Origin of the sequence: Streptomyces flaveolus, from assembly GCF_014648815.1 — a bacterium.
Lineage (GTDB): Bacteria > Actinomycetota > Actinomycetes > Streptomycetales > Streptomycetaceae > Streptomyces > Streptomyces flaveolus.
In genome coordinates this window covers 1-22,093 of the sequence record NZ_BMRV01000005.1, presented here as the reverse complement: position 1 = coordinate 22,093, position 22,093 = coordinate 1, and the positions used below count along the sequence as shown (strand labels likewise).

The 22,093-nt window shown below is 73.2% G+C and carries 18 protein-coding genes and 2 rRNA genes; 5 read left to right on the top strand and 15 right to left on the bottom strand.

Annotated features, from left to right (window positions below):
* Positions 1-14: 14 nt before the first annotated feature.
* Positions 15-1,682: a CTP synthase gene (locus IEZ05_RS13820; protein ID WP_189230381.1), complete on the bottom strand. Its 1,668-nt coding sequence runs from the start codon at positions 1,680-1,682 to the stop codon at positions 15-17.
* Positions 1,683-2,212: 530 nt separating this feature from the next.
* Between IEZ05_RS13820 and IEZ05_RS13815 the strand changes: the two genes are divergently transcribed.
* The 3 genes from IEZ05_RS13815 (at position 2,213) to IEZ05_RS13805 (ending at position 7,213) form a co-directional block, all read left to right on the top strand.
* Complete coding sequence (locus IEZ05_RS13815; protein ID WP_189230380.1) at positions 2,213-4,015, top strand: glycoside hydrolase family 15 protein; 1,803 nt, start codon at positions 2,213-2,215, stop codon at positions 4,013-4,015.
* Positions 4,016-4,093: 78 nt separating this feature from the next.
* On the top strand, positions 4,094-5,476 hold the full coding sequence (locus IEZ05_RS13810) for an FAD-binding oxidoreductase (protein ID WP_189230379.1): 1,383 nt from the start codon (positions 4,094-4,096) through the stop codon (positions 5,474-5,476).
* A 66-nt stretch (positions 5,477-5,542) separates the two neighbouring features.
* Entirely contained in the window at positions 5,543-7,213 is a 1,671-nt protein-coding gene (locus IEZ05_RS13805) for a PucR family transcriptional regulator (protein WP_189230378.1), read from the top strand.
* A gap of 11 nt (positions 7,214-7,224) precedes the next feature.
* On the opposite strand, the gene IEZ05_RS13800 is transcribed toward IEZ05_RS13805, so the two are convergent.
* The 6 genes from IEZ05_RS13800 to IEZ05_RS13775 all read right to left on the bottom strand — a co-directional run bounded on the left by IEZ05_RS13800 (position 7,225) and on the right by IEZ05_RS13775 (position 13,742).
* A complete protein-coding gene (locus tag IEZ05_RS13800; RefSeq protein WP_189230377.1) occupies positions 7,225-8,373 on the bottom strand; it encodes a glycosyltransferase family 4 protein in 1,149 nt (382 codons plus the stop codon).
* A 183-nt stretch (positions 8,374-8,556) separates the two neighbouring features.
* Positions 8,557-9,321, bottom strand: coding sequence for a hypothetical protein (locus IEZ05_RS13795; RefSeq protein WP_189230376.1), 765 nt, complete (start codon positions 9,319-9,321; stop codon positions 8,557-8,559).
* 439 nt (positions 9,322-9,760) lie between these two features.
* Complete coding sequence (gene recN, locus IEZ05_RS13790) at positions 9,761-11,479, bottom strand: DNA repair protein RecN (protein ID WP_189230723.1); 1,719 nt, start codon at positions 11,477-11,479, stop codon at positions 9,761-9,763.
* A 187-nt stretch (positions 11,480-11,666) separates the two neighbouring features.
* Positions 11,667-12,572 (bottom strand): NAD kinase, encoded by a 906-nt coding sequence (locus IEZ05_RS13785; RefSeq protein ID WP_189230375.1) that lies wholly within the window; start codon positions 12,570-12,572, stop codon positions 11,667-11,669.
* Entirely contained in the window at positions 12,569-13,384 is an 816-nt protein-coding gene (locus IEZ05_RS13780) for a hemolysin (RefSeq protein WP_189230374.1), read from the bottom strand. The genes IEZ05_RS13785 and IEZ05_RS13780 overlap by 4 nt, the downstream gene beginning before the upstream one ends.
* Positions 13,385-13,391: 7 nt before the next feature.
* Positions 13,392-13,742: a hypothetical protein gene (locus tag IEZ05_RS13775; protein WP_189230373.1), complete on the bottom strand. Its 351-nt coding sequence runs from the start codon at positions 13,740-13,742 to the stop codon at positions 13,392-13,394.
* Positions 13,743-13,783: 41 nt separating this feature from the next.
* Between IEZ05_RS13775 and IEZ05_RS13770 the strand changes: the two genes are divergently transcribed.
* Positions 13,784-14,131, top strand: coding sequence for an SCP2 sterol-binding domain-containing protein (locus IEZ05_RS13770; RefSeq protein ID WP_189230372.1), 348 nt, complete (start codon positions 13,784-13,786; stop codon positions 14,129-14,131).
* A gap of 6 nt (positions 14,132-14,137) precedes the next feature.
* Here the strand turns inward: IEZ05_RS13770 and IEZ05_RS13765 are convergent, their stop codons facing one another.
* From IEZ05_RS13765 to IEZ05_RS13750, 4 genes are all read right to left on the bottom strand, one after another.
* The gene (locus IEZ05_RS13765; protein ID WP_189230371.1) at positions 14,138-15,019 is read right to left on the bottom strand and encodes an ABC transporter ATP-binding protein; all 882 of its coding nucleotides are present in this window, start codon (positions 15,017-15,019) and stop codon (positions 14,138-14,140) included.
* Positions 15,016-16,053 (bottom strand): FecCD family ABC transporter permease, encoded by a 1,038-nt coding sequence (locus tag IEZ05_RS13760; protein ID WP_189230370.1) that lies wholly within the window; start codon positions 16,051-16,053, stop codon positions 15,016-15,018. Before IEZ05_RS13760 ends, IEZ05_RS13765 begins: the two co-directional genes overlap by 4 nt.
* Entirely contained in the window at positions 16,050-17,093 is a 1,044-nt protein-coding gene (locus IEZ05_RS13755) for a FecCD family ABC transporter permease (protein WP_189230369.1), read from the bottom strand. The genes IEZ05_RS13760 and IEZ05_RS13755 overlap by 4 nt, the downstream gene beginning before the upstream one ends.
* A gap of 112 nt (positions 17,094-17,205) precedes the next feature.
* A complete protein-coding gene (locus IEZ05_RS13750) occupies positions 17,206-18,237 on the bottom strand; it encodes an HAD hydrolase-like protein (protein ID WP_189230368.1) in 1,032 nt (343 codons plus the stop codon).
* 72 nt (positions 18,238-18,309) lie between these two features.
* Between IEZ05_RS13750 and IEZ05_RS13745 the strand changes: the two genes are divergently transcribed.
* On the top strand, positions 18,310-19,602 hold the full coding sequence (locus tag IEZ05_RS13745) for a DUF1015 domain-containing protein (protein WP_189230367.1): 1,293 nt from the start codon (positions 18,310-18,312) through the stop codon (positions 19,600-19,602).
* Between the two features lie 62 nt (positions 19,603-19,664).
* Here the strand turns inward: IEZ05_RS13745 and IEZ05_RS36150 are convergent, their stop codons facing one another.
* The 4 genes from IEZ05_RS36150 to IEZ05_RS13730 form a co-directional block, all read right to left on the bottom strand.
* Positions 19,665-20,423 carry a tetratricopeptide repeat protein gene (locus tag IEZ05_RS36150; RefSeq protein ID WP_194549682.1) on the bottom strand — a complete coding sequence of 253 codons (759 nt, stop codon included), beginning with the start codon at positions 20,421-20,423 and terminating at the stop codon, positions 19,665-19,667.
* Complete coding sequence (locus IEZ05_RS36145) at positions 20,315-21,391, bottom strand: hypothetical protein (RefSeq protein WP_229869720.1); 1,077 nt, start codon at positions 21,389-21,391, stop codon at positions 20,315-20,317. The genes IEZ05_RS36150 and IEZ05_RS36145 overlap by 109 nt, the downstream gene beginning before the upstream one ends.
* Before the next feature lie 398 nt (positions 21,392-21,789).
* A 5S ribosomal RNA gene (gene rrf, locus IEZ05_RS13735) occupies positions 21,790-21,906 on the bottom strand.
* A gap of 104 nt (positions 21,907-22,010) precedes the next feature.
* Positions 22,011-22,093 (bottom strand): 23S ribosomal RNA (locus tag IEZ05_RS13730); the annotation flags it as partial.

Below are 22,093 nucleotides of genomic sequence, written 5' to 3'. Positions count from 1 at the left end.
GTACAACTGGTGTGCTACTTCGACGTCTTCCGCTCGACCGCGGCCTTGACCAGCCCGGCGAACAGCGGGTGCGGGCGGGTCGGGCGCGAGCGCAGCTCCGGGTGCGCCTGCGTGGCGACCAGGTAGGGGTGGACCTCGCGCGGGTACTCGACGTACTCGACGAGCTTGCCGTCCGGGGAGGTGCCCGAGAAGACGATGCCGGCCTTCTTCTCCAGCTCCGCGCGGTAGGCGTTGTTCACCTCGTAGCGGTGACGGTGCCGCTCCTCGACGTACTCCTTGCCGTCGTACACCTCGCGCGCGATGGAGCCCTCGGCCAGCTTGGCCGGGTACATGCCGAGCCGCATCGTGCCGCCCATGTCGCCCTCGCCGGCCACGATGTCCAGCTGCTCGGCCATCGTGGAGATGACCGGGTGGGCGGTGGCGGGGTCGAACTCGGTGGAGTTGGCGTCGGTGATGCCGGCCAGGTTGCGCGCGGCCTCGACCACGATGCACTGCAGGCCGAGGCACAGGCCGAGCAGCGGGATCTTGTTCTCGCGGGCGTACTTGATCGCGCCGACCTTGCCGAGCACGCCGCGGTCGCCGAAGCCGCCCGGGATGCAGATGGCGTCGACGTCACCGAGCTGTGCCTTGGCGCCGGCCGGGGTCTTGCAGTCGTCGGACGTGACCCACTTGATCTTCACGCGGGCCCGGTTGGCGAAGCCGCCCGCACGCAGCGCCTCGGTGACCGAGAGGTACGCGTCGGGCAGGTCGATGTACTTGCCGACCAGGGCCATGACGATCTCGTGCTCGGGGTTGTGGACGCGGTCGAGCAGGTCGTCCCAGGTCGTCCAGTCCACGTCGCGGAACGGAAGGTCCAGCTTGCGGACGACGTAGGCGTCCAGGCCCTCGGTGTGGATCACCTTGGGGATGTCGTAGATCGAGCGGGCGTCGGGGCAGGCCACCACGGCCGCCTCGTCGACGTCGCACATCAGCGAGATCTTGCGCTTGATCGCGGTCGGCACCTCGCGGTCGCAGCGCAGCACGATCGCGTCCGGCTGGATACCGATGTTGCGCAGCGCCGCCACCGAGTGCTGGGTCGGCTTGGTCTTCAGCTCGCCCGAGGGGCCGATGTACGGCAGGAGCGAGATGTGCACCACGAAGACGTTGTCGCGGCCGACCTCGTGGCGGACCTGGCGGACGGTCTCCAGGAACGGCAGCGACTCGATGTCGCCGACCGTGCCGCCGACCTCGGTGATCACGACGTCCACCTCGTCCGTCGCCATGCGGCGGATGCGGTGCTTGATCTCGTTGGTGATGTGCGGGATGACCTGCACCGTGTCGCCCAGGTACTCGCCGCGCCGCTCCTTGGCGATCACCGTCGAGTAGACCTGGCCTGTAGTGACATTGGCGGAGCCGTCCAGGTCTCGGTCGAGGAAGCGCTCGTAGTGTCCGATGTCCAGGTCGGTCTCGGCGCCGTCGTTGGTGACGAAGACCTCACCGTGCTGGAAGGGGTTCATCGTGCCAGGGTCGACATTGAGGTACGGGTCGAGCTTCTGCATCACGACGCGCAGACCGCGAGCCTTGAGCAGCATGCCGAGGCTGGAGGCCGTCAGCCCCTTCCCGAGCGAGGAGGCGACACCCCCGGTGACGAAGATGTGCTTGGTCGTCGAGGCTGTGCTGTTTCGGAAAACAGTGGGCGGCATGGCCAAGAGGGGGCTCCCGTGGTCGCGGTCTGGGGTGCTGTGCGTCCGTCGTACGGCCCGGTTCTCCCGGGTTGTCGTCGGCGGCGCCGTCGCTGCGGTTCCGGGGTTTGTCTCCCACCGGTCCACGGGCTACCAGCGTATCAGCGCCGGAGAGCGAAGGCTTCCGGCCACGCTCCGCGCACACCCGGACACGGACGCGCGCGGCTCACCGGATTCTCACCCGGTGGTCACTCGTTCGGCGGACCCGTGTTGCCCCGAGGGGCACACAGATCATCTACGTGCGTCGTATCCTGCTCGGACGTTCGCTGCCGAGCCCGCCCGGCGACAGGGCACCACCCCTCGCCCGTCAGCGCCGGAACAACGAGAGCTCGTCAGTTCGTTGAGCGACAATTGTCGTTTGCGGCACAGCGTTTGGCTTCAGGGCCGGACGGCTGCTTTGCTTCATGGCTCAACAACGCATGACACCCCCCTTGACCGCACTAGCGACCGCCCCCACGCGGGGTGACGTGGCCGTTCGACTGGAGTTGCACGTGGCCGGGCGCATCGAAGACTACGCACTCATCGGAGACATGCAGACCGCTGCCCTGGTCTGCCGGGACGGCACAGTCGACTGGCTGTGCCTGCCCCGCTTCGACTCGCATGCCATCTTCGCCGGTCTGCTGGGCACCGGGGAACACGGCTTCTGGCGGCTCGGGCCCGCCTACGCCCCCGGCGCCGAGCCGCCCGTCGCCGCGCGGCGCGGCTACCGCGGCGACTCGCTGATCCTGGAATCCGAGTGGGACACCCCCCGCGGCACGGTCCGGGTGACCGATTTCATGCCGCCGCGTGACGGTGCCCCGCAGCTGATCCGAATCGTGGAGGGCGTCTCCGGCCGGGTGCCGATGCGTTCGGAGCTGCGGATGCGGTTCAGCTACGGCCGGGTCGTGCCGTGGGTGCACAAGCACGAGGGCCGCACGGTGGCCGTCGCGGGCCCCGACTCCGTGTGGTTCGACACAGAGGCCGAGACCTACGGCAAGGCGCTCACCACGTACGCGGACTTCACGGTCGCTCCGGGTGACCGGATCGCGTTCACCATCTCCTGGGAGCCCTCGCACAAGGAGCCGCCGGCGCTGCCGGAGCCCGAGCAGTCGCTGGTGGCGACGGAGGACTTCTGGCGCGAGTGGGTCGAGCACTGTACGTACCACGGTCCCTACCGCGAGGCCGTGGTCCGCTCCCTGATCACGCTGAAGGCGCTGACGTACGCCCCCACCGGCGGCATCGTCGCCGCGCCGACCACCTCCCTGCCGGAGGAGATCGGCGGCGTCCGCAACTGGGACTACCGCTACACCTGGCTGCGCGACGCTGCGATCACCCTGTCCTCGCTGCTGCGCACCGGATACCGCGAGGAGGCCCGCGCCTGGCGCGAGTGGCTGCTGCGCGCGGTCGCCGGCGATCCGGAGAACCTGCAGATCATGTACGGCATCGCCGGCGAGCGCGAGCTCGGCGAGGCGGAGCTGGACTGGCTGCCCGGCTACGAGGGCTCCACCCCGGTCCGGGTCGGCAACGGCGCGGCCCACCAGCTCCAGCTGGACGTGTACGGCGAGGTCACCGAGGCCCTGCACCTGGCCCACATGACGGGCCTGGCCCGCAACGACTACGCCTCGGTGCTCCAGCTGAAGCTGATCCGCTACCTGGAGGACCACTGGCAGGAGCCGGACGAGGGCATCTGGGAGGTGCGCGGACCGCGCCGCCACTTCGTGCACTCCAAGGTGATGGCCTGGGTCGCCGTCGACCGCACCATCAAGCTGATCGAGTCCGGCGACGCCGACGGCCCGCTGGAGCGCTGGAAGCAGCTGCGCGACGACATCCACCGGGACGTGTGCGAGAAGGGCTACGACAAGGAACGCAACACCTTCACGCAGTCCTACGGCTCCCAGGAGCTGGACGCCTCGCTGCTGCTGATCCCGCAGATGGGCTTCCTGCCGCCGGACGACAAGCGGGTCATCGGCACCATCGAGGCCATCCAGCGGGAGCTGTCCACGTCGGACGGCTTCATCCTGCGCTACCCGACGGACGGCAAGGACGAGGGCGTCGACGGTCTGCCCGGTGACGAGGGCGCCTTCCTGGCCTGCTCGTTCTGGATGGCCGACGACCTGGCGATGATCGGCCGGGTGGACGAGGCGCGCAAGCTCTTCGAGAAGCTGCTGTCCCTGCGCAACGACCTGGGCCTGCTCGCCGAGGAGTGGGACCCGCGCCTGCAGCGCCAGGTCGGCAACTTCCCCCAGGCGTTCAGCCACGTGCCCCTGATCGACACGGCCCTGCGTCTGACGGCGAGCGGGGCGTACGGGGGCTGAGGACGCTGAGGAGGAGGACGTGGCCGCACCCGCCTAGGCTGGAGGCAGACTCCAACCCCTTTCCGGACGGGGGCGGCCATGACTTCCCTTTCGACGGCGGGTGCGGCGATGGCCGCGCTGCGCGAAGAACTCACCGGCGAGGTGTTCGCCCCCGGTGACCCGGGTTACGACGAGGCCCGGGCCGTCCACAACGCCATGATCGACCGGCGGCCCGCCGTGATCGCGCGGTGCGCGCACGAGGACGACGTGGTGCGCGCCGTGCGCTTCGGCAGAGAGCTGGACCTGCCCATCGCGGTACGCGGCGGCGGCCACAGCGTGTCCGGCCAGGCCCTCAACGACGGTGGTCTGGTGATCGACCTGCGTCTGATGCACGAGGTGACGGTCCACCCCGCGGCCCGGGCGGTACGGGTCGGCGGCGGGGCGACGATGAGTCACCTGGACCGCGGCACGCAGCCCTACGGCCTCGCCACCACCGGCGGCCGCGCCTCCACCACCGGCGTCGGCGGCTTCGTACTGGGCGGCGGCACCGGCTGGCTGGACCGCTGGTGCGGACTGGCCGTGGACAATCTGCTCGGTGTGGAGCTGGTCACCGCCGACGCCCGCAGGATCCAGGCCGGCCCCGAGGAGAACGCGGACCTCTTCTGGGGGCTGCACGGCGGCGGCGGGAACTTCGGCATCGCCACGGCGCTCACCCTGAAGCTGCACGAGCTGCCGGAGTTCTCCCTCGCCCTGGTGCTGTACCCCCCGGAGGCCGGAGAGCTCGTCGTCCGCACCTTCCGTGACGTCATCGAGTCGGGCCCCGACGAGGTGGGCGGCGGCGTGCTCTACTTCACCGGCCCGCCCGCGGAGTTCGTGCCCCCGCACCTGGTGGGAACCCTGCTGTGCGGGATGCTCCTCACCTACGCGGGCCCGGAGGCGGGCCTGCGCGGGTTCGCCGAGCCACTGCTGGCGCTGCCTCACGAGGCGGAGGTCGTCGGCGCGGTCCCGTACGCCGACCTGCAGTGCATGATCGACGACCCGCCGGGGCTGCGGAACTACTGGTCGGCCGAATACCTGACGGGGCTCCCCGACGAGGCCGTGGACGTGTACTGCGCCCGCGCGGCCTCCATGCCCGTGCCGAGCGGCACCCAGCACACCCTGTTCCCGCAGGGCGGCGCGATCTCCGACGGGCCGTCCGACTACCCGGTGCCCTACCGGGACGCCTCGTGGGTGGTGCACCCCTTCGGGGTGTGGGAGGACCCGGACGACGACGAACGCGGCGTCCGCTGGGTGCGGGACGTCCGCGCGGACGTGCGGCCGTGGAGCACCGGCGCGGTGTACCTCAACTTCATCGGCGACGAGGGCGCGGACCGGGTGGTGGCCGGGCTGGGCACCGAGAACACCCGCAGGCTCGCGGAGCTGAAGCGGCGGTACGACCCTGACAACGTGTTCCGGTTCAACCACAACATCCGTCCCGCATGACGCACCGGCGTGGGGCGACCGGGCGCGATGTGCCCGGCAGCGGCCCCCGCGGGTAGCGTCCGGCTCATGGACAGCGGCAAAGTCAACAGCGGCGACGGCTTCGGGGACGGCGGATACGGGCCACGGGGGGCCGGCATCACCGTGCAGCGGGCCCTGGAACTCCCCGGGCTGCGCAGCGGCCTGCCGGAGATCCTCGCCGGCGCCGACCGCCTGCACCGCACCGTGCGCTGGGTGCACGCGGGCGAGGTGCCCAACATCGCCTCCCTCCTCAAGGGCGGCGAGCTCCTGCTGACCACGGGCTACGGCCTCGGCACCCGCCCCGCCGAGCAGCGGGCGTTCGTCCGCACGCTCGCCGAGCGGGGCATCGCGGCCCTGGTCGTGGAGCTGGGACCGCGCTTCGCCCGGCTGCCCGCGACCCTCGTGGACACCGCCCGCGCGGCCGGTCTGCCGCTGGTCCAGCTGCACCGCGAGGTGCCGTTCGTGACGGTCACCGAGGAGATCCACACCGAGATCGTCAACGGCCACTACGCGCTGCTCCAGCGGGCAGAGGAGGTGCACCGCCGCTGCACCGGGGCCCTCCTGGGCGGCGGCGGGGTGCCCCAGGTGCTCGGCATCCTCGCCGAGTTCGGCGACAACCCGGTCTTCCTGGAGACGACCGACGGCCGCCTGCTGTACGCCGCCGGCTCCGGACCCGAGGGCGCCGATCCGCTCCAGGTGTGGGAGGGGCTGCGGGGCCAGCACAAGGAGACCCCGCCCCCGGCGGGCTCGGTCCTGGTGGACGTGCCCGGGGGCGGCCCAGGCGCCGGGTCGGTGCGCGCCCGGCTGGTCCTGCTGCCCGTACGGTCCCCGCTGGCGCCGGTGCACCGGATGGCGGCGGAGCGGGCGGCCGGCATCCTCGCCGTGGTGCTGATGCAGGCACGGCAGGAGGAGGAGCTGGCGGCGCGCGGGCGCGGTGACTTCCTCACCGACCTCGCCGAGGGCCGGATCACCGCCGAGGACGCCCCTGCGCAGGCCCGCGTCCTCGGCTTCAAGCCGGGCGGCAGCCCGCTGCTGCCGGTGGTGATGCGGCTCGGCGACGCCCTCGCCCCCACGGGCGGCGGCTGGGCGGTGCTGGCCCGCGCGGTCTCCGAGGAGCTGGCATCGGTCGGGGTACCGGTGCTGCTGGGCGTGCGGCCGGTGGAGGGCCGGGTGCCGCTCCTGCTGGGCCTGCGCTCGGAGTCGGAGCGGGCGGCGGTCGCCGACCGGGTCGCGGCGGCGCTGCGGGCGGGCGTGGAGCGGGCCGGGATGCAGCGCCCGGGCACGCACCCGCCGGTCGTGGTCGTCGGGGTGGCCGGCGGTTGGGCGGCGGCGTCGGCCGGTCTCCGGCACGCGGCGGAGACGGCGACCGCGGCCCAGGGCCTCGGCGACCGGCCGTGGTACGACGCCCGGCGCCTCGACATCGACCTGCTGCTGTGGCGGCTGCGCGACCATCCGGACCTGGCGGCGTTCGTCGGCCGGGCGATCGGCCCCCTCCAGGACCACGACAACCGTTCCAGGCCGCCCCTGCTGCCCACCCTCCAGACGTACTTGGCGCACGCGGGCCGCAAGGCGGAGACGGCACGCGAACTCCACCTGAACCGGCAGACGCTGTACAACCGGCTGGCGCGGATAGGGGAGTTGCTGGGCACGGACCTCGACGACCCGCAGACCGTACTGGCGTTGAGCCTGGCCCTGCGGGCACGCCGGCACCTGCCCTAGGTCGAGAACGCCTAGAGCAGCGGCGTGGGCCGGGTCAGCTCGTCGTAGACGCTGAGGACCTGCGCGACCGTCTCGTCCTCGGTCGGCCAGGTGGCCGCCTGCCGTACGCCCCGGTCGCGCAGCGCCTCGCGCCGCGCGGCGTCGCCGAGCAACCCGACGACGGCGTCGGCGAGTGCCCCGGCGTCCCCGGGCGGGACGAGTTCGGCGGCGTCGCCGACGAGTTCGGGGATGCCGCCGGTGGCGCCGGCGACGAGCGGCAGGCGCGCGTGCAGGGCCTCCTGGGCGAGAACGGAGCGCCCCGCTCCACGGTGGTTCGGCAGCAGCGCGAGGTCGGCCGCCGCCAGCAGGTCGGTGACGTCGTCGCGGCGGCCGATGAGCACCACCGGCAGTCGCTCGTCCTCGATCCGCCGCTGCAGCTCCCCGCGCAGCGGGCCCTCCCCGGCGACGACGACCAGCGGCACGGGGTCGAGACGGCGCCACGCGCGCGCGGCGTCGAGCAGGACGTCGTGCCCCCGGTGCGGCTCCAGGGAGCCGACCGCGATGAGCAACGGGCGGCCGACGGCGCCGAGTTCGGCCCGGACCTTCGGACGCGTCCGGTCGGGGTCCTCCGGCCCGGCGGCCCGGCGGGGACGGCCGGGAAGCGCGACGGGACCGAGCCGGGCGTCCCGCGCGCCGGTCAGCCGAGCCCGGTCGACCAGGTCCGAGGTGGTGCCGAGCACCACGGTGGCGGCCCGCATCACCCGCCGTTCCAGCACCCGCAGCAGATGGGCGCGCGCCCCTTCGGCGTGGGCCCGGTCGTGCCAGGTGACGACGAGCGGGGTGCGGATCCGGCGCCCGCCGAGGGCGAGCACGGCACGGAAGGAGGCGTGCAGCCCGTGCGCGTGCACCAGGTCGGCGTCCGCGCACACCGTCCGCAGCGCCGCCACGGAGACGGGGTCGCTGCTGCGGGGCACGTGCACGTGGTCGGCTCCGGCGCCGGCGAAGTCGTAGGTGCGTTCCGCATCGGCGGGGGCGCACACCGTGACCTTCACGCCCCGCGCGACGAGCCCCGCGGCCAGCGAGCGCACGTGCGCGCTGCTGCCGGCGTTGCCTCCGCCCAGCACCTGCACGGTGCGCAGCGGCGCCGGGCCGAGCGGTGAGTGGCTGCTCACGGGGGTCACGTGTCCCGGGACTCCTGGTTCGGCGGGGGACGGTCACGAAGAACGTACAGAAGGATGGTGCGGTCGGGGCGCGCCGACGGTTTCCTGTGCGTCACTCCGTCAAGGATGCCAGCACGTACGGATGTTCCGGGAACGACGATCCCCGCGCGCACGCGACCACGGGGGCAACGAAGCAGGACCGGTTCACTCACACGAGTGACGCGCCAGCTCGCTCACCCGGTCTCCGCAGACCGCCGCGGCCACCAGCGCGACGGCGTGCGCGGCGAGTCCCGCCCTGCCGTTTCCCTGCACGACGGCGGCGCCCAGGGCCGCGCCGAGTGCGTGCGCTCCGGTGTCGCCGAGCATCGTCCGCCCGGCGACGTCGTCGGGGAGTACGGCCGCGGCGGCCCCCATCGTGGCGGCGGCCGTCTCCGCTCCGGGCCCCTGCCGCAGCAGCCCCGGCGCCCCGAGCGCGAGGACGACGGCGGCGGCCCTGCCGGGGCGCACGTCCACGAGGTTGACGAGGTGCGCGGCGCCGGCGATCACCACGCCCGCGAGCGCCTTGTCCAGCGGCCGTTCCCTCATCACCGCACCCGCGAGGAGCCCGGCCCCGCAGATCCCGAACAGCTTCACCGCCCCGCTGGTGACCTCACCGTCCCGCAGCGCCGTCAGATGCGCCCGGAACCCCCGCCGGGGATCCTGGGCCCCCGCCACGTCGTCGTAGGCCCCGCAGACCCCGGCGGCGAGCACGGCGAGCCCGGCGGCGGGCCGCACCCGCCCCGCCCCGACCGCCACCGCCACGGCGGAGGCGGGCCCGGCATACAGCCCGACGGTCCGCCCGGCGTGGTTCTTCCGCTCCCAGCGGTCCCGGCCGCCCGGAGCCGCGGCCCGCAGCGCGGTCAGGCCGGTCCGGGCCACGGCGGCGGCGAGGGCGAAGGAGACACCGGTCCGGCGACTTCGCTTGATCATCCGGCCACCCTACGGNCCCCCCCCCCCCCCCCCCCCCCCCCCCCCCCCCCCCCCCCCCCCCCCCCCCCCCCCCCCCCCCCCGATCCCGCCCGAACCGCCGCCTGAGGCTCGCACCGGGTCCTCCGTGCCGCCCCCGCCCACGGAGCCGCCCCTGCGGAGGACGTGCGGCCCGAAGCCCGCCGACGCGGCGTCCGCGCACGAAGCCACCCCAGCGGAGGTCGCCGCGGCCCAGAAGCCCGCCGACGCGGCGTCCGCGCACGAAGCCACCCCCGCGGACGGCGTGCGTCCCGGGGTCGCCGCGCCCGGCAGGCCGCCGACGCGGCGTCCGCGCACACGGCCACCGCCTCCGGAGGTCAGAGGCATCCCGGCGGGTCACCGCGGCCGGCGGCCCCGCCGACGCAGCGCCGGCCACCGCACCGGCGTCCGCCGGGCCACGCGCCTACCCGTCGTCCCTCGCCGTCGCGAGCAGCTCCTCCGCGTGGGCGCGGGCCGTCTCCGAGTCCTCCTGGCCCGCGAGCATTCGGGACAGCTCCCGGATCCGCTCCTCGCCCTCGAGGACCTTCACCCCGGAGCGGGTGACCGAGCCGTCGTTCGTCTTCTCCACCAGCAGCTGCCGGTCGGCGAACGCGGCGACCTGCGGCAGATGCGTGACCACGACGACCTGCGCGGTCTTCGCCAGCCGCGCCAGGCGCCGCCCGATCTCCACCGCCGCCTTGCCGCCGACCCCGGCGTCGACCTCGTCGAAGAGGTACGTCGGCACCGGGTCGGTCCCCGCGAACACGACCTCCACGGCCAGCATCACCCGCGACAGCTCGCCGCCGGAGGCGCCCTTGGCGATGGGCCGCGCCGGCGCGCCCGGGTGCGGGGCGAGCAGCAGCTCGACCTCGTCGGCGCCCGACGGCCCGTACGCGACCGTACGTCCGCCGACCTCGACGCCCTCGGGGTCCTCGGTCTGCCGGACGTCGAACGACACGCGCGCGTGCGGCATGGCGAGCGAGGCCAGCTCGGCGGTCACCGCGGCGGCGAACCGCTCGGCGGCCTCGGTCCGCGCGTCGGTCAGCGCCTGCGCCAGCCCGCCCAGTTCCGCCCGCAGCGCGTCCCGCTCGACGGTCAGCTCGCCGATCCTCTCGTCGTCGCCGTCCAGCTCGGTCAACCGCGCGGCGCTCTGCTCGGCCCAGGTCAGCACGGCGGTGACGTCCTCGCCATACTTCCTGGTCAGCGCGGTGAGCGCGGCCCGCCGTTCCTCGACCGCCGCCAGCCGCAGCGGATCGGCGTCCAGGTCGTCGGCGTACCCCGCCAGCTCCCCGGCCACGTCCCGCAGCAGGATCCCGACCTCGCCGATCCGCTCGGCGAGCGCGGCGAGTGCCGGGTCGTGCGACCGCACGGCGTCCAGGGCCCGCTGCGCGCCCGCGACGAGCGTCGCCGCGTCCACGCCCTCGGGGTCCTCCGGATTGCCCGCCAGCGCGGCGTGCGCGGCCGTCGCGGCCGATGCCAGCGCCTCGGCGTGCCCGAGCCGCTCGGCCTCCTCCGCGAGTTCCACGTCCTCGCCGGCGCGCGGTTCGACGGCCGCCACCTCGTCGAGGCCGTAGCGCAGCAGATCGGCCTCCTGGGCGCGCTCGCGCGCCCGCGTGGTGATCTCCTCCAGCTCCGACACGACGGCGCGCAGCCGACGGTAGGCCCCGGCGTACTTGGCGAGCGGCACGGCGACCGCGTCTCCGGCGTACCGGTCCAGTGCCTGCCGCTGCCGGGACTGCTTCAGCAGCCCCTGCTGGTCGGTCTGCCCGTGCACGGCCACCAGCTCGTCGGCGATCTCGGCGAGCATCCCCACGGGCACGGACCGCCCGCCCAGATGCGCCCGCGAGCGCCCTTCGGCGGAGACGGTACGGCTGATCAGCAGGGCACCGTCGTCCAGCTCGGCCCCGGCCTCCTCGGCCCGCAGGGCCGCGGCGGCGTCACCGGGCACGGCGATCCGCCCCTCGACGACCGCGTTCTTGGCCCCGATCCGCACCAGGGCCGCGTCCGCGCGCCCGCCCAGGAGCAGCCCGAGACTGGTGACCACCATGGTCTTGCCCGCGCCCGTCTCACCGGTGACAGCGGTGAACCCGGGCGACAGCTCGACAACAGCGTCGTCGATGACTCCGAGCGACCGTATCCGCATCTCCTCAAGCACGGACACGACCTTACGAGGTCCGGGGCGTGGAGTGCGACCGGCCCGCCCTTGTCACCCGGGCGGGTGGAAGCGCCCCCTCAAGGACGCGGGGCTGTGCCGATCTGCGGCTGCGCCGCGCGGGCGCGAGGAACCACATACAACCCGCACACGCCGGCGCTCCCGTGCCCCTACGGCGCTAATGCGGAGCACCCCGCCACCCGGAGACGGGCAGCGCGAACTTCGCCACCAGCCGATCCGTGAACGACGCGTGGTGCAGCCGGGCCAGCCGCACCGGCACCGCCCCCCGCCGGACCTCCACCCGCGCCCCCGGCGGCAACTCCACCGTCCGCCGCCCGTCGCACCACAGCACCCCCGGCGGGATGTGCGGCAGCACCTCCACCGCGAGCACCGAGTCCGGCGAGGTCACCAGCGGCTTCGCGAACAGCGCGTGCGCGCTGATCGGCACCATCAGGAGCGCCTCGACCTCGGGCCACACCACCGGCCCGCCGGCCGAGAAGGCGTACGCCGTCGACCCGGTCGGCGTCGACAGCACGATGCCGTCGCAGCCGAACCCCGTCACCGGCCGCCCGTCGATCTCCAGCACGACCTCGAGCAGCTTCTCGGCACCGGCCTTCTGCACGGCGGCCTCGTTCAGCGCCCAGTCGGTGTGGACGATGTCGCCGTTGCGGTGCACGACGACGTCGACGGTCATCCGCTCCTCGACCTCGTACGCCCGGCTCACCACCCGGTCGACGACCTTGTCGAGGTCGTCCCGCTCGGCCTCGGCGAGGAAGCCGACCCGGCCGAGGTTGACGCCGAGCATCGGCACCCCGGAGGCCCGGGCGAACTCGGCGCCGCGCAGCAGCGTCCCGTCACCGCCCAGCACGATGAGCAGCTCGCACCCGTCGAGGCACTGCGGAGTGGCCTCCCCGACCAGCTCCACCTCGTCCGGCAGCGGCAGGTCGCGCGCCTCGGCCTCCAGGACCCGCACCCCGATGCCGGCCAGCAGCAGCCCCTTGACCACGAGCTCGGCGCTGCGGATGGCCGCGGGCCGCCCGGTGTGGGCGAGCAGGAAAACAGTTCGAGCTCGGTTCTGTGTCAACGCGGCCCCTCCGCCACTGCACGGTCAACGTCGGCCGGGTCCAGTTCACCGGCCCCGGCCCGCAGCCACAGAAAGTACTCGACGTTCCCGGAGGGACCGGGCAGCGGACTGGCGGTGACCCCCTTCACACCGAGCCCCAGGTCCCAGGCCCTGCGGGCGACACCCCGTACGGCCTCGGCCCGCAGCTGCGCACTGCGTACCACTCCCCCGCTGCCCAGCCGCTCCTTGCCCACCTCGAACTGCGGCTTCACCATCATCACCAGGTCGGCGTCCGGCCGCGTGCACCGCACCAGGGCGGGCAGCACCAGCCCGAGCGGGATGAAGGACAGATCCCCCACGACAAGGTCCACGGGCTCCCCATCGATCGCGTCCAGCGTCAACTCACGTACGTTCGTACGGTCCTTGACGGTGACGCGTTCATCCTGCTGGAGGGACCAGGCGAGTTGTCCGTATCCGACGTCCACGGCGACGACGTGCGCGGCGCCCGCCCGCAGCAGGACGTCGGTGAAGCCGCCGGTGGAGGCGCCGGCGTCGAGCGCGCGCCGCCCCTCGACGACGAGGCCCTGCGGCAGGAACGCCGCGAGGGCGCCGGCGAGCTTGTGGCCGCCGCGCGAGACGTAGTCGGGGTCGCTGTCGTCCTGGGTGACGACGATGGCCGCGGCCGTCTCCACCTGGGTGGCGGGCTTGGTCGCGACGGTCTTGCCGACGCTCACCCGGCCGGCGGCGATCAGCTGGCTGGCGTGCTCGCGCGAGCGCGCCAGCTTGCGGCGGACCAGCTCCGCGTCGAGACGGCGGCGTGCGACTCCTGCCACGTTCGGTTCAGCTCCTGTGTTCGTGCGGCGAATGGGACTCGTGGCCCGACGGCCCCCGTTGAGGGGTGGTGGTCGGGCGACGGGTGGGCACCGGAGGTCCCGGGCGGGCGTCGAGCGCGGTGAGCGCGTCGCGCAGCCCCCGGTGTACATCCTCGTACACCTTGACGTGCCCGTCCGTGGCGAGGTGGTCGGCGTCGGCCAGGCGCCGCAGTCCGGCGTCCACCTCGGCGTCGCCGGTGGGTGTGCGCGGGACGCCGAGGGGGGCGGGGCCGGCCGGGGCGTACTCGTCCCGCGCCTCCCGGGGCCCCGCCTCGGCGTCCGCCTCCTGGCCCCCGGCCCGCGGTACTGCGTCGTTCATGCCCCGACGCTACCGCGAACGCTGCGGTACGGTCTGTCCCGATGGCGACGACTGAGGAGTGCCGTGACGCACTCGACAAGCTCTCGGACAACATGCACGGCGCCGAAGGGGACGTGCGGGCGGCGACCGCGCTGGACCGCTCGGTGAGCTGCCACATCACCGACCTGGACGTCACCTTCGCGGGCCGCATGGCGGACGGCCGGATCGACGTGCGCGAGACCCTCGACGGGCCGCCGCGCGAGAAGGCCGAGATCAGGCTGGCGATGACCGGCGACGATCTGGTGGCCCTGGTCGACGGCGAGCTGAACTTCGCCAAGGCCTGGGGCTCGGGCCGGGTGAAGCTGGAGGCGGGTCTGCGCGACCTGTTCCGCCTCCGGAAGCTTCTGTAGCCGCCCTCAGGACGCCTTTGCCGCCGACACCTTCTCGCGCTCGCCGGTGACGCGTGCCTTGCGCGCGGCCGGCACCACCAGCGGCGTGCCCGTCTCCGGGTCGTCGATGATCTGGCAGCGCAGTCCGAAGACCTCCTCGACCAGTTCGGCCGTGACGATGTCGTTCGGCGCGCCCTCGGCGATGACCTTCCCGCCGCGCAGGGCGATGAGGTGGGTGGCGTACCGGGCGGCGTGGTTGAGGTCGTGCAGGACGGCCACCAGGGTGCGGCCCTGGGTCTCGTGGAGTTCCGCGCACAGGTCAAGGACGTCGATCTGGTGCTGGATGTCCAGGTACGTCGTCGGCTCGTCGAGCAGCAGCAGCGGGGTCTGCTGGGCGAGCGCCATGGCGATCCACACGCGCTGGCGCTGCCCGCCGGAGAGTTCGTCGACGTAGCGGTCGGCGAGTTCGGTGATGCCGGTCTGGGCCATCGACTCCTGGACGACTCGCTCGTCCTCGCTCGACCACTGGCGCAGCAGGCCCTGGTGCGGGTAGCGGCCCCGGCCCACCAGGTCGCCGACGGTGATGCCGTCGGGCGCGATGGACGACTGCGGCAGCAGGCCGAGGGTCCGCGCGACCTGCTTGGCGGGCATCGACTGGATGACCGACCCGTCGAGGAGCACCCGGCCCCGCGTCGGCTTCAGCATCCGCGACAGGGCGCGCAGCAGGGTCGACTTGCCGCAGGCGTTGGGGCCGACGATCACCGTGAAGGAGTTGTCGGGTATCTCCACCGACAGCTGCTCGGCGATGACCCGCTGGTCGTAGGCGAGGGTGACGTCCTCGGCGGACAGACGGTTCACGATGCTCCCTTGGTTGTTCAGTCCGCTGGTGGCGGTGGCGCCGGCGCTCATATCCGGCCCGCCTTGCGCTCGGTGACCAGCAGCCACAGCAGGTAGACACCGCCGAGGACGCCGGTCACCACGCCCACGGGCAGCTGGTCGGCGCCGAAGGCCCGCTGCGAGACCCAGTCGGCGCCGACCAGCAGGGTGGCGCCCATGCAGAGCGACGGCAGCAGGTTGGGGCCGGGCGAGCGGGTCAGCCGCCGGGCGAGCTGCGGCGCGGTGAGCGCGACGAAGCTGACCGGCCCGGCGGCGGCGGTCGCGGCGGCGGTGAGCAGCACGGCGGCCACCATCAGCAGCATCCGCACGCGCTCGACGCGCACGCCGAGGGCGTACGAGATGTCGTCGCCCATCTCCATCAGCCTGAGCGCCCGGCCGTTGACGAGGACGAGCGGCACGAGCACCGCGCACAGCGCCAGCAGGGGCCAGACCTGGGCCCAGTCACGGCCGTCGAGGGATCCGGTCATCCAGACGACGGCACGGGCGGCGTCGACGATGTCGGCCCGGGTCATCAGGTAGCCGTTGATCGCCGTGACGATCGCGGACATGCCGATGCCGACCAGCACGAGTCGATAGCCGTGCACTCCCCGCTTCCAGGCGAGCACGTAGATGCCGATGCCGGTCACCAGTCCGCCCGCGAGCGCGCCGAGGGTGACCTGGGTGGCGGTCCCGGAGAACAGGACGATCATCACGAGGGCGCCGGCCGTCGCTCCCTGGCCGAGGCCGAGCACGTCCGGACTGCCCAGCGGGTTGCGCGAGATGGCCTGGAACAGCGCGCCGCCCAGCCCGAGCGCGGCACCGACCAGCAACCCGACCAGGACCCGCGGCAGCCGCAGTTCGTTGACGATGAACTCCTGGCTGGGGTTCCCGTCGCCGGCCAGGGTCTTCAGCACGTCCCCGGCCGGTATCTCGAACTCGCCGGTGCCGATCAGCAGGACGCTCGCGGCGAGCGCGACGACCAGCAGGAGGGCGACGACGGCCACGGCCCGGACGTCCAGACGCAGCGAGAGCCCTCCCGGACTCCGTACAGCACGATGGGTCTTCACAGCTGGGCCGTCCTCCGCCGTCGTACGAGAAAGATGAAGACCGGTCCGCCGAGGACCGCGGTGACGATGCCGACCTGGAGTTCCGAGGGCCGTGCGACGATCCGGCCGAGGACGTCCGCGCCGAGCAGCAGCACGGGCGACAGGATCGCGGCGTACGGCAGGATCCAGCGCATGTCGGGCCCGGTGAAGGAGCGCACGATGTGCGGGACCATCAGGCCGACGAACACGATCGGTCCGCAGGCTGCGGTCGCGGCCCCGCACAGCACGGTGGCGGCGAGCATGGACAGCGCCCGCGTGCGGTTCAGGTTGGCGCCGAGCGCCCTGGCGGTGTCGTCGCCCATCTCCGTGGCGTTGAGCGGCCGGGCGAGCGCGAGGGCGAGGACCGTGCCGACGGCGAAGAACGGCAGCACCTCCTTGATGGTCCCGTTCGTCGCCGAGGACAGCGAGCCGACGGTCCAGAAGCGCATCCGTCCCAGCGCCGCGTCGTCCATGATCATGACGGCCTGGAGGTAGCCGAAGAGCGCGGCGCTGATCGCGGTGCCGGCCAGCACCAGCCGTACCGGCGTGGCCCCCCGGCTGCCGCCCAGGAACCACACCAGCGCACCGACGCCGGCCGCGCCGAGGAAGGCGAACCAGACATAGCCCGTCAGCGAGGTGACGCCGAAGAAGGTGATGGCCGTGACGACGGCCGCCGAGGCGCCCGCGTTGATGCCGAGCAGGCCGGGGTCGGCCAGCGGATTGCGGGTGAGCGCCTGGAGCACGGCCCCGGCGAGGCCGAGCGCGGCGCCGGCCAGCAGACCGAGCACGGTCCGCGACAGCCGCTCGCTCACCACGACGTCGCCATAGGTGCCCGAGTCGTGGAACAGGCCGTGCCAGACCTGAGCCAGCGACAGGTCCTTCGCGCCGATCGCGAGGCTCGCCATCGCGATCAGCACGAGGATCGCTGCGGAAACGGGCAACCCAACGGCACGGAGCGCACGGCGCTTCGGGGGCGCGGGAGCGGTCTCCGCGCGCTGTTCGGGGGGACTGTCGACCAACACGCAGTTAGGTTAGCCTACCCTGCCAACCGATCACGATCCCCGGGATGCCGCCCCGGCACCGCTGTTGAAGCCAGGCGGGCTCCTTCCCCTTCCTCCGGTGCCCAACCCCGGCTCACAGCCCCAGCCGCGCCAGCGCCTTCCCCGTGTCCAGCGCGCACGCGCTCTCCCCGCCCGCCGTCCAGGCCGCCGCGCACAGCGCGCGCAGCCCGTCCAGCGCCTCGCCTTCGCCCTCCAGCTCCAGCCGCTCGTCACCCGCGGTCGCCGTCCAGCCGCCGCAGCGGAACCCGCCGTCCTCGTCCCCCGTGACCTCCGGCTGCCCGGTGAGCAGTCCGCGCAGATCGGCGTCGACGTACGTCGGCCGGTGCTGCGGGGGCGCGGCCAGCAGCTGGGCGCCGTCGGTCACCCCGGTCAGGACGAGCAGCGAGTCGACGTCCCCGTTGAACGCGCCCTCGATGTCCGTGTCCAGCCGGTCCCCGACCACCAGGGGCCGCTTCGCGCCGGTCCGCAGGATCGTCTCCCGGTGCATGGGAGGCAACGGCTTCCCCGCGACCTGGGGATCGGCCCCGGTGGCGATCCGCACGACCTCCACCGCCGCGCCGTTGCCCGGTGCGATGCCCCGGGCGCCCGGAATCGTCAGGTCGGTGTTGGAGGCGTACCACGGCACGCCGCGCGCGATGGCGTAGCACGCCTCGGCGAAGCGCCCCCACGGCAGGTCGGGCCCGCCGAAGCCCTGCACCACGGCCGCCGGGTCGTCCTCCGCCGACTCGACCGGCACGAGCCCGCGCTCGCGCAGCGCCACACGCAGACCCTCCCCGCCGATCACCAGCACCCGCGCGCCCGACGGCACCTGCTCGGCGATCAGCCGCGCCACCGCCTGCGCCGAGGTGATGACGTCGTCAGCTTCCGTCGGTATGCCCAGCTCGGTCAGGTGCGCGGCGACCGCGTCGGGCGTGCGGAGCGCGTTGTTCGTGACGTACGCCAGGTGCATGCCGCCCGACCTGGCCGTGGCGAGGGACTCCACCGCGTACGCGATCGCGTTCCCCCCGGCGTACACCACCCCGTCCAGGTCAAGCAGCGCCGTGTCGTACGCCTCGCTCAGGCCCCGCCCACTGCCGTCGGGCCTCGTCCTGACGCTCCGGCTCATTGCACATCGCTCCTCATCAGACGCCTTTCCCCCGATCATCCCCCATGCCGCCGACAGTCGTACGATGCCGGGATGGATACTGCGGGTCACCCGGAAGCAACGGCGCGCCGGGGCCTGGAACTCACCCCGTTCCGAGGCCTCCGCTACGACCCCGACCGGGTCGGCAGCCTGGCCGCCGTGACGTCCCCTCCGTACGACGTCGTGGTCCGCCCCGACGGACTGCTCCACCTCGAGTCCGCCGACCCGTACAACATCGTCCGGCTGATCCTGCCCCAGGCCGCCACACCGGAAGCCCGCAACGAGCAGGCCGCCGACACCCTGCGCAGCTGGCAGTCCGAGGGCGTGCTGACCGCCGATGCGGAACCGGGCCTGTACGTGTACGAACAGCGCGACGGTGCCGGCCTGCTGCAACGCGGCATCATCGGCGCCCTGCGGGTGTCCGACCCCTCGGACCGGGTGGTGCTGCCGCACGAGGACGTCATGCCGCACGTCGTCGCCGACCGCGCGGCACTGATGCGGGCCACGTCGGCGAATCTCGAGCCGCTCCTGCTGACCTACCGGGGCAACGACGCGACGGCAGCGACGACCACCGTCGTGGAACGCGTCGCCGAACGGCCGCCGCTCCTGTCGACGACCACGGAGGACGGCTTCTGCCACCGGCTGTGGTCGCTCACCGATCCGGAAGCCGTGGCCCGCGTCCGGGCCGAGCTCGCGGAGCACCAGGCCCTGATCGCCGACGGCCACCACCGCTGGGCGACCTACCGCAGGCTCCGCGCGGAGCACCCCTCCCCCAGCCCCTGGGACCACGGCCTCGTCCTCCTCGTCGACACGGCCCGCTATCCGCTCCGGGTCCGCGCCATCCACCGCCTGCTGCACGGCCTCCCGGTGAGCGACGCGGTGACGGCCCTGGACGGCCGCTTCCGCGTCCGGCGCCTGGAGACGTCCCTGACCGAGGCCATGGACGCCCTGTCCCGGGCGGCCGGTGCGGGCAACGCGTTCCTGCTCGCCGGCGACGGCACCTTCCACCTCGTCGACCGTCCGGACGCCGGCCTCCTGGCCCGCACGGTCCCCGCCGACCGCCCCGAGGCCTGGCGCACCCTGGACGCCACCGTGCTGCACGCCACGCTCCTCGCCCACGTCTGGCACATCCCCGAGGACTCCGCGGCGCACATCTCGTACATCCACGACACGGCGGCCACGGTCGAGAAGGCGGAACGCGACGGCGGTACGGCCGTACTGATGCACCCCGTGCGCGAGGAGGTCGTCCGCGACCTGGCCCGACAGGGCGTCACGATGCCCCGCAAGTCGACGTCGTTCGGCCCGAAGCCGGCCTCGGGCCTGGTGCTGCGCGCACTGGATCTGTGACCGGACATGACGAAGGGGCGGGACCTTGTATGGTCCCGCCCCTTCGTCATGCTGTGCGGACGTCAGTCCTTTTCGACGTCCTCGACGTCGTCGCCGGACGGACCGTCCACGTCGCTCTCGCGCACGCCGTCTTCCTCGCGCTCGTCAAGGGCGTCCATGAACTCCACCCCGTCCAGCTCGGCGAGGCGGTCGGAGGCGTCCGTGCTGCCGTCCCGGTCGGACTCGACGGCCTTGGCGAACCACTCCCGCGCCTCCCGCTCCCGGCCGGCGGCCAGCAGCGCGTCGGCGTAGGCGTACCGCAGCCGCGCGGTCCACGGCTGCACGGAGTTGGAGGCCAGCTCGGGGCTCTGCAGCGTCACGATGGCCGCGTCCAGCTGCCCCATGTCGCGCCGGGCGCCGGCGGCCACGAGCCGCATCTCGACCTGCCCGGCCTTGTCCAGCTTCTGCACCTCGGGGGCACCGGCCATGTCCAGCGCCTTCTCCGGCCGGCCGAGACCGCGCTCGCAGTCGGCCATGACCGGCCACAGCTCCACGGAGCCGGTCATCCGCCGGGCGGCCCGGAACTCGGCGAGCGCCTCCGCGTACTTCTGGTTGGCGTACGCGGCGAAACCGCCCGCCTCGCGCACGGCGGCCACACGCGACGCCAGTCGCAGCGCCACCTTGGAGTAGCCGTACGCGGCCTCGGGGTCCTCGTCCAGGAGCCGGGCCACCATCACCAGGTTCCTGGCGACGTCGTCCGCGAGCGTCTTGGGCAGGCTCTGCAGCTCCTGCCGTACGTCCTTGTCGATCTCCTCGCCGGTGACGTCGTCCGGGATCGGCAGCCGCTTGATCGGCTCCCGGTCGCGGTCCCGCTCCTCGCGGAAACGGCCACCGCCGCCCTGCCGGTCGTCGCGTCCACGGTAGCCACCCGGGCGCCCGCCACGGTCGTCACGGCGGGGTCCGCGGTCATCCCGGCCCCGGAACCCGCCACGGTCGCCACCACGGCTGTCGTCCCGACGGAAGCCACCGCGGTCACCGCGGTTGTCGTCCCGACGGAACCCACCGCGGTCGTCGCGCCGGTCGTCACGTCGGTCGTCACGACGGTCGTCACGACGGTCGTCACGACGGAAGGTGGGACGGTCCCCGCGATCCCCGCGGTCGTCTCGACGCTCGTCACGACGGAAGGTGGGACGGTCGCCACGGTCGTCACGACGGAAGGTGGGACGGTCCCCACGGTCACCGCGGTCGTCACGCCGGAAGGACGGACGGTCCCCGCGGTCATCACGCCGGAAGGACGGACGGTCGCCGCGGTCGTCGCGGCGGAAGGTGGGACGGTCCCCGCGGTCACCGCGGTCATCACGCCGGAAGGACGGACGGTCGCCACGGTCGTCGCGGCGGAAGGTGGGACGGTCCCCGCGGTCGCCACGGTCGTCCCGGCGCTCGTCGCGACGGAAAGACGGACGGTCGCCACGGTCGTCACGACGGAAGCCACGGTCGCGGTCACGGTCGTCGCGGCGCGGACCACGGTCACGGTCGTCACGCTGCCCGTACCCGCCGCCACCACCACGGTTGTCGTCGCGGCGGAAGCCACCGCGATCCCCGCGGTCGTCACGTCGCTCGTCACGCCGGTCATCGCGCCGGAAACCACCACGCGACCCGCGGTCATCGGGCCGGCGGTCATCGCGCCGGCCGAAGCCACCACGCTCACCGCGGTTGTCGTCACGACGGAAGGCGGGGCGGTCACCGCGGTCGCCACGGTCGTCACGCCGGAAGGTCGGACGGTCACCCCGGTCGTCGCGGCGCGGACCACGGTCACGATCGTCACGACGCGCGTACCCGCCGCCACCGCCACGGTTGTCATCGCGGCGGAAGCCACCGCGGTCACCGCGGTCATCACGCCGGTCGTCCCTGCGGAAGCCGCCACGATCGCGGTCGCCGCCCTCACGGCGGCCGGAACCACCGCGGTCGTCGCGACGGAAGCCGCCACGGTCCCCGCGCTGACCACCGCGTTCACCGCGGTCCCCACTGTCCCGTCGCCGCTGGTCGCGCTCCGGTCGATCGTCGGGAGAGTTGGTGGACATCGGTGACTCCTGTCTTCGGTACCGCAAAGTCGTTCTCACGCAACCGGGTACCCGGTGCGCCCTGGAAAAACGAAAGGACCCCTGGTCCCAGCTGAACGCTGGTGACCAGGGGTCCTTCCCAAAGATTGTTCGGCGGCGTCCTACTCTCCCACAGGGTCCCCCCTGCAGTACCATCGGCGCTGTAAGGCTTAGCTTCCGGGTTCGGAATGTAACCGGGCGTTTCCCCTACGCTATGACCACCGAAACCCTAATGGTTTCGAGCGAACAAGCACACTCTTTAATTGTGCGTTCTACTCAAAGCCGGCAACAGTCGTTGCCTCAGAACTAACACAGTGGACGCGAGCAACTGAGGACAAGCCCTCGGCCTATTAGTACCGGTCACCTCCACACCTTGCGGTGCTTCCAGATCCGGCCTATCAACCCAGTCGTCT

Bases quoted from the DNA above. Each gene is read 5' to 3' on its own strand.
- IEZ05_RS13820 (WP_189230381.1), bottom strand. From the start codon at position 1,682: ATGCCGCCCACTGTTTTCCGAAACAGCACAGCCTCGACGACCAAGCAC.
- IEZ05_RS13810 (WP_189230379.1), top strand. From the start codon at position 4,094: ATGACTTCCCTTTCGACGGCGGGTGCGGCGATGGCCGCGCTGCGCGAA.
- IEZ05_RS13805 (WP_189230378.1), top strand. From the start codon at position 5,543: ATGGACAGCGGCAAAGTCAACAGCGGCGACGGCTTCGGGGACGGCGGA.
- IEZ05_RS13795 (WP_189230376.1), bottom strand. From the start codon at position 9,321: ATGATCAAGCGAAGTCGCCGGACCGGTGTCTCCTTCGCCCTCGCCGCC.
- recN (WP_189230723.1), bottom strand. From the start codon at position 11,479: ATGCGGATACGGTCGCTCGGAGTCATCGACGACGCTGTTGTCGAGCTG.
- IEZ05_RS13775 (WP_189230373.1), bottom strand. From the start codon at position 13,742: ATGAACGACGCAGTACCGCGGGCCGGGGGCCAGGAGGCGGACGCCGAG.
- IEZ05_RS13770 (WP_189230372.1), top strand. From the start codon at position 13,784: ATGGCGACGACTGAGGAGTGCCGTGACGCACTCGACAAGCTCTCGGAC.
- IEZ05_RS13765 (WP_189230371.1), bottom strand. From the start codon at position 15,019: ATGAGCGCCGGCGCCACCGCCACCAGCGGACTGAACAACCAAGGGAGC.
- IEZ05_RS13750 (WP_189230368.1), bottom strand. From the start codon at position 18,237: ATGAGCCGGAGCGTCAGGACGAGGCCCGACGGCAGTGGGCGGGGCCTG.
- IEZ05_RS13745 (WP_189230367.1), top strand. From the start codon at position 18,310: ATGGATACTGCGGGTCACCCGGAAGCAACGGCGCGCCGGGGCCTGGAA.